Annotated in this window: 5 protein-coding genes and 2 pseudogenes; 3 read left to right on the top strand and 4 right to left on the bottom strand. The window is 68.3% G+C overall.

The window, feature by feature from the left end; translation table 11 throughout:
• Positions 1–140 precede the first annotated feature (140 nt).
• Positions 141–1,592, bottom strand: coding sequence for an IS701 family transposase (locus ACFVX4_RS41270; RefSeq protein ID WP_389988408.1), 1,452 nt, complete (start codon positions 1,590–1,592; stop codon positions 141–143).
• 173 nt (positions 1,593–1,765) lie between these two features.
• Between ACFVX4_RS41270 and ACFVX4_RS41265 the strand changes: the two genes are divergently transcribed.
• Together ACFVX4_RS41265 and ACFVX4_RS41260 are read left to right on the top strand one after the other, a co-directional pair.
• Positions 1,766–2,077, top strand: a complete 312-nt coding sequence (locus ACFVX4_RS41265) for an NIPSNAP family protein (protein ID WP_326770648.1) — start codon at positions 1,766–1,768, stop codon at positions 2,075–2,077.
• Positions 2,078–2,147: 70 nt separating this feature from the next.
• Positions 2,148–3,718 (top strand): annotated as a pseudogene (locus tag ACFVX4_RS41260) (IS1182 family transposase).
• 281 nt (positions 3,719–3,999) lie between these two features.
• Here the strand turns inward: ACFVX4_RS41260 and ACFVX4_RS41255 are convergent.
• A complete protein-coding gene (locus ACFVX4_RS41255; protein ID WP_389988411.1) occupies positions 4,000–4,302 on the bottom strand; it encodes a hypothetical protein in 303 nt (100 codons plus the stop codon).
• Between the two features lie 98 nt (positions 4,303–4,400).
• Positions 4,401–4,532 (bottom strand): annotated as a pseudogene (locus ACFVX4_RS41250) (LysR family transcriptional regulator); the annotation flags it as partial.
• Between the two features lie 503 nt (positions 4,533–5,035).
• Between ACFVX4_RS41250 and ACFVX4_RS41245 the strand changes: the two are divergent.
• Positions 5,036–6,076: an alpha/beta hydrolase family protein gene (locus ACFVX4_RS41245; protein WP_389988404.1), complete on the top strand. Its 1,041-nt coding sequence runs from the start codon at positions 5,036–5,038 to the stop codon at positions 6,074–6,076.
• Here ACFVX4_RS41245 and ACFVX4_RS41240 read toward each other — a convergent pair.
• Complete coding sequence (locus ACFVX4_RS41240; protein ID WP_389988402.1) at positions 6,057–6,656, bottom strand: hypothetical protein; 600 nt, start codon at positions 6,654–6,656, stop codon at positions 6,057–6,059. The genes ACFVX4_RS41245 and ACFVX4_RS41240 overlap by 20 nt on opposite strands.
• Positions 6,657–7,057: the final 401 nt, after the last annotated feature.

The raw sequence follows: 7,057 nt of genomic DNA, 5'->3' as shown, positions 1-7,057 counted from the left end.
ACGAGAACCCGAAGCCGTTCACCTGGACCAAGACAGCCGACGAGATCCTCAAATCCCTCGCCGACTACCTCACCAAAATCAGCCCATCCAGCACCAAAAACCAGCAGCAGACTTAAGACCGCCTTTTCTGGCGCATCACACTAGCGGTGGTTTGTTAGACCGGGGAGTAGAGATCGAGTGGGTGGCCTGCGCCGACGGCGTTGATCAGGGCTTGAAGTTCGGGTGGCGGGGGTGCATTGCTCCAGGCTCGCCAGCAGCGTTGGAGGGTGGTCCAGGGGTCGAGCCAGGCCCGGACGGCGCGAATCGCCTGCGGCCAGCTGGCCGGTTGGGGCTGGTGGGGTCTGCTGGGGCCCCCTCTCAGCCGGCCCCACCGCTGTGACAGTCGGCGGGGCCGTGGGGACGAGGGCGGGCTCCCGGTCGGGAGGTTGAGCGAACCAGGTGTCCCAGCAGAACGAGAATGCGCAGTTCACCAGGGTCTGGTGGCGGCGGACGGCGGTATCGGAACGGACCTGGAAGTCGGCCCAGCCCAGTTCGTCCTTGATCTGCTTGTAGCTCTGCTCGATCCAGTGTCGGATGCCGTAGAGCCGGACGACTTCATGCAGGTCGGCGGCCGGTTCGGAACTGTCGGCCTCGCGGGGTCCGCCGGGGCGGGGCAGGTCGGTGGCCAGGTACCAGGTGGTTTGCGGGGGAAGGGTGGCCGGGTCGGTGGTGGCCACGACGAGACGGACGTTTCCGTCGGGTCCCCACCAGCCAAGGGTCGCGTCGGCGGCCCACCAGGTCTCGGTGTGTCCGTCACGGAAGGTGCGCTCGACGGCGGTCCAGTCCCCGGGGCGCTCGGGGTCCGTCCAGGTCAAGGCGTGGGCGGCATGGACGGGAGTGTAGGCATCCTTGCCGTAGGCCCAGGTGCCGTGGCTCGGTTTGAGGGCCATGACGAACGGCAGTCCCGTCGCGTCGAGTTGTCTGCGGAAGCTGTCCTGGTCGCCGTAGGCGCAGTCGGCGGCCACGGCGCGGAAGGCCACCCCGGCAGCCTTCGCGGTGCGGGCCAGTTCTGCGGCGATCTGCAGCTTCGTGCGGAAGCCGGGGTCGCTCTTGCCCTTGGGGAAGTGATGGGCGGGGCTGTAGGGCACGGCGTGCAGCGGGTAGTAGAGGTTCTCGTCGGCCCAGCAGGTGGTCACGGTGACGATGCCGTTGTCGGTCTTGCCCAGCCGGCCCAGCCACTGGCGGCCGATGTGCGCGGTCGCCTTGCCGTCCTTGCGGTCGCCCGAGTCGTCGATCACCAGCACCCCGCCTGGGTGCGGGGCGGTCGCGGGATCGGTCAGCAGCAGTTCCAGTCGGCGGGCGTTGACCTGCTCGTGGTTCCAGGTCGACTCGGACAGGAAGAACTGCAGCCGCTGTACCGAGGCGTGCTGGGCCCCGACGACGGGTTCGGCGCCGGCCAGGCAGGTCAGGGTCTTGTTCCGGTCCCGCGGCAGCAGCAGCCCCGCGAGGTACTCGCGGAACCCGCGGCGCTGTGCCAACGTCGAGAGCAGGTCATCGAAGCGCGCGGCGTAGGCTTCCAGCGGGCCCGGAGCGGGCCCGGAGCGGGCGGACACGGCAGACGGCGAGTCATCACAAGCCCCCAGGCGGCGAGGCGACGTTCCTCTGCTACCGGCCTACTACGGTCCTGACCCGCCGTCAACAAACCACCGCTAGATCTCGGAAAGTCGCAGAATTACGCCCTCACAGGCCTGCCTGAACCCGAATGGTCACGCGGCATCATGTAGGCATGATCACCATTCATCTGAAGTACGAGATCGACCCCGACAAGCTTGAGGACTTCGAAGAGTACGGTCGCCGTTGGGTCGGGCTCGTCAACCGTTTCGGCGGCACGCACCACGGCTACTTCCTGCCGAGTGAGGGCGACAGCGACATCGCCTACGCCCTCTTCTCCTTTGCCAGCCTCGCCAGTTACGAGCAGTACCGTGCGGACAGCATGTCCGACCCGGAGTGCCAGGACGCGTTCGAACTGGCTCGTAGCACCCGCTGCATCAAGCGGTATGAGCGCCGCTTCCTCCGGCCGCTCGATGGCTTGTCCTAGAAGACTCATGAAGATCTTGGGGTTCTGGTCCCGCCGCGTGAGTGGCGGGGCCAGACTCTTTCTTGTGGTGATGGGGGAATGGGCCGGGGAGACGATCGGGCCGGATGTGTGGGAGACGTGCCGGGAGTTGATCCCGGCCGGGAGTGTGTTTGCGTTCCTGGCCGAGCATCGCGGTGCGCTGTTCCCGGTGGTGATGTTCGAGGACATGTACCCGTCGGCGAACGGGCGGCCGAGTATGCCGCCGCAGATCCTGGCCGCCGCGATCACGCTGCAGGCCCTGCACGGGCTGTCGGACTTCGAGACGGTCCAGGAACTGCGTTGTGACCTGCGGTGGAAGGCCGCGTGCGGGCTGGGCCTCAACGACATGGCGTTCGATCCGTCACTGCTTGCCTATTTCCGCCGCCGGCTGGCCCGCTCCACCCGGCCGAACCGGGTGTTCGAGGCCGTGAGGGAGGTCGTCAAGGCCACCGGTGTACTCAAGGGCAAGCACCGGCGGGCGCTGGACTCCACTGTGCTGGACGACGCAGTCGCCACCCAGGACACCGTCACCCAGATCATCGCTGCCGTCCGCGCGGTCATCCGGGAGCTGACCGGGTCGCGGCCGTGCAGTGCACCGCGCATGACTACAACGACCCGGGCAGACCAAGGATCGCCTGGAATGACGAGGAGGCCCGCGCCGTCCTCGTTGATGCCCTGGCCGGTGACGCGCTCAGGCTCCTGGGGCATCTGCCCGAGCAGGAGCTGGGCGAGAAGGCCGCGAACGCTGTCGGCATCCTGGCCCTGGTCGCCGGGCAGGACGTCGAACCCGCCGAGGACTCCGACGGCCGCGACGGGCGCTGGCGCATCACCCGGGGCACCGCCTACGACCGGATGATCTCCACCGTCGATCCGGAATCCCGGCACGTGCACAAGACCCGCTCCCACCAGTAGGACGGCTTCGAAGCACACCTCGCCGTCGAGCCCGAGACCGGGTTGTACACCGCCGTCGCCCTCGCGCCCGGCGCCGGGCCCGAGCACCACGAAGCAGCCGTCGGCCTCGATCTGCTTGCTGACGAGCACGAGCCGGTGGACGCGTTCGGCGACACCGCCTACTCCACCGGCGACGCCCGCCAGGCCCTCGAAGAGGCAGGACACCGGCTGTTCTTCAAGCCCGCCCCACTACGGCCCGCTGTCCCTGGCGGCTTCACCCTGGACGACTTCGTCATCGACACCGCCGCCGCCACCGTGACCTGCCCCGCCGGACACACCGTCCCTCTCTCCGCCCCCGGCGGACAGCACCACCAGCGCACCGCCTCCTTTAAGAACCTGTGCGCCGGATGTCCCCTGCGCGAGCAGTGCACCAAAGCCAAGGCCGGACGCATCCTGACCATCCGCCCACACCACGACTTGCTCGCCGCCGCCCGCCACCAGGCCGCCACCGACCCCGACTGGAAAGCCGACTACCGCCGCTGGAGACCACCAGTCGAACGCGCCGTGGCCTGGCTCGTCCACCACGGCAACCGCAAACTCCGCTACCGCGGCACCACAAAGAACGACAGCTGGCTCCACACCCGAGCCGCCGCACTCAACCTCCGCCGACTGATCAACCTCGGACTCACCCGCACAGGCAGCACCTGGACAATCAGCACGGCCACCACATAGGCCAAGAGGCCGCCCGGCCTGCGACCGGACAGCCCCTCATCAAGATCTTCATGAGTCTTCTAGGCCAGGGGGAGCGCGGGGGTGTGACCGCGACAAGCGGATGTGCTTAGCGTGGCGATGGCAGCGGTAGCCGTGAGGTTCGCAGTTTCGGTGTGACCTGTCGCGGCGAATGGCCGACGGCGGATCGGGTGGCATTTGGTCGGTGATCACTTGGGCGCCATCAGGACGGCACGGCCTCAGCTGCGCAACCCCAGTTCGTCGCGCACATGCCCGGGCAGGACTCAGGTCGACCGGGTGAGCACGTCGACGAAAGCTGTGGTCAGCGGGTCGTGCTGGTTGCGGCGGTAGGCGGCGAGAGGGGGGACCGCCGGATCCGGGCGCAGCAGGAATCCGTCGAACTGTGCGGGAATGACGTTCGCGGGCACCAGGGGACCCAGGCCGGCGGCCAGCAGCGGCGCAGCCGCGGTCTGCGTGGCCTGCGGGCGGAATCCTGCCGCGGCGCAGCTCTCGTCCAGCACGTCGGCCAGGCCGTTGTCCGGCGCGTAATGCACCCAGCTGCGGTCTGCCGGCTCCGCCAGCCGCACGGTGCGCTTCCGTGACCCGTCGGCGGCCGGGTCACGTCACCGGCGGGCAGGACCACGACGAACTCCTCGACGTCCAGCTCGAGGATCGGGCCATCCCACACATCTGGGAGCGGGCCCAGGGCCACATCGGCCTGGCCGGCCTGCATCGCGGCCAGCAGCTGGTCCGCGTGCTGATGTTCGTGCAGCCGTACCTGGACGCCCGGATGCTCCTGCCGCCGGACACACAGCACCGGCGGCAGCACGCCGAGGGCGCTGGATCGGCTTCGAGGTATCCGAACGTTCCTGACCGGCTACGGCCGGCCAACACCGGCGTTCGCGGCGGCCATCACGCTTGTCCCCCCTGTGCGCGTGCCCGGCCTCCTCAGTGCGCCGATGGTGAGTGACAAATGTCAGCGAAACCGATGAGGAATCGGAGTAGTTCGCCGACAGAGCGGTCCTTAGCCTTCCGGTAGGGCACCAGGTGCCTGCGCACCACGCACCGTCCGCAAAGGAGATCGCCATGCAGCGTCCAGCCTTGTCTCTACCGAGCAGCAACCTCAGGACCAGCAGGACCACCGGAATCAGCAGGAGGCGGATGGTGAGCACGGGCGCCGCGTTCGCTGCGGGACTTGCTGTGACCGCCGCCTTTGACGTTCCCGCCGTCGCATCGTCGCCCCGCTGGACGCCGGGTGATGTCCAGCCGCCCGTACGACTCGTCCTGCCGCGACCGAGCGGTCCCCATGCCCTCGGCACCATGGCGCTGCATCTCAGCGACCGCAGCCGCCGGGACCCCTGGATCGCTGCACGGCCGGTTCGGGAGTTGATGGTTCAGCTCTGGTACCCCGCACGCACAGCCGCCGGCCTGCCCCGGGCACCATGGATGACCGAACAGGCCGCCAAGGTCTTCCAACAGACGGGGTATCTCCTCCCCGAGTACGCCACGCTGCCGGACACGCACGCCCGGATCGGCGCAGCGGCGGACACGCGTGGTGGCCGACGTCCGGTGATCCTCTACTCCCATGGGCACGGTCAGCACCGCAGCTCCAGCACTGCGCTGGTCGAGGAACTCGTCAGCCACGGATACGTCGTGGCCGCCATCGACCACACATATGACGCCGGACAGGTCGAGTTCCCCGACGGCCGGGTCGAGAAGTACGCGATGCCGCCTCTCACCGGGGAGGACGACGATCCGACGATCCTCAAGGCGGTCGAAGTGCGGGTGGCCGACACCCGTTTCGTACTGGAGGAGTTGTCGCGGCGCGTACGGGGCCGCCGGGGCCCGCTTCCGCACGGACTCGGCGACATCCTCGACCTGTCCAGGACCGCCATGTTCGGCCACTCCCTGGGCGGTGCGACCGCGGCTTCGGCGATGGCGGCAGGGGTACCGATCGCAGCAGGCGCGAACCTCGACGGCAGTCTCTTCGGTCCGGTGGTTACCCAGGGACTGCACAAACCGCTCCTCCTGATGAGCGAGGACGCGGACAGCAATCCGAGCTGGTCGGAGATCTGGCCGCGGCTGCGAGGCTGGCGCCGCCACCTCCGGCTGACCGGTACCCGGCACTTCTCGTACACGGATTACGAGACGTTCATGCCGCAGGCCGCCGCGCGGCTCGGAGCGACCGACGAACAGCTGGCCGAGTTCATAGGCCCGCTCGACGGGACACGCGGCATCGACATCCAGCGGCGCTTCCTGCTCGCCTACTTCGACCTTCACCTGCGCGGCCGTCGCGCCCCGATCCTCGAAGGACCATCTCCCCGGTACCCGGAGGTGCGCTTCATCGGCGGTGCCGGATGATCAAGAGAGAATACGCACCGCCGGTTTCGTACGCAGGGTAAAGCGCGCCGTGTGTCCCGGGACCCGCATGACGGAGAAGTACTTCTTCCTGAGCAGAGGTCAAGTCCGGCGTGAACCGGAACGCCCGAAGCACCTCGGACTGCACGTGAACCACCGTCGCGCTCGCCCAGTGCAGTTCTTCGAGCGCCCGGTAGTCGTTGCCGAACAGCTTCTCCGGCTCCCTGGCCTGCTCCTGGTCCCGCTGCTCGATGGCGGCCTGGATCGCAGGGTCCACGGTGGTGGTCTTTCTGGTGGCCCGGTGGGCTTCGAACGCGCGGCGGTGGCCGGCCGATGCGGTCTCCCGGGTCCGCACCGGGCTCTCGGGCGAGGCGGCGGCCGCCGTGGTGCTGGTGACCGGGTGGGGAGCGGGCGGCAGACTGTGGATCGTGAGGACCTGCTGGCAGTTGTACCCCGCCACCACCCATCTCTTGCCGGCCTGGATCGGGGCGGGGACGCCCTTGCGGCCCTCCCCGATGGATCGGTCACAGCCTGGGGAGCCAACGACAACGGGCAGCTCGGCGCGGTCGGGGCCGGCCTTCATCAATGGTGTCTCGGCTGGGTCGCCGCCGTACGACGGTCCGGTGGGTTACCGGGCTGATGTTGACGGTCTTGAGGCCGGCGAGGGTGATGTTCTCCGTTCCCGACACGATCGCCTGGACGGCGGTCGTGCAGATGAGCTGGGACAGGAGCGCGTTGTGGCCGTCGGTGATCTCGTGGAGCTGTGTGGCAGGGCGGGTGAGCGCGTGACCGTCGAGCCTGTACAGGTTCAGATCTTCCTGGAAGCCGGCCAGGACCTGGCGGAATGTCTCCGGATCTTCCTTGTCCGCACTCCGGGGTCACCTCAGATTGGGCGTTTCCCCTTGATCGTGGACACCCTGATCATTGGATCGTGATGATCCATAGGACAGGAGTTCCCGTTGGGGACGTCGAAGTACTCGCCTG

Origin of the sequence: Streptomyces sp. NPDC058240, assembly GCF_042882135.1 — a bacterium.
GTDB lineage: Bacteria > Actinomycetota > Actinomycetes > Streptomycetales > Streptomycetaceae > Streptomyces.
Note: the sequence above shows the minus strand (reverse complement) of the source record. Positions and strands in the feature narration are given on the sequence as shown.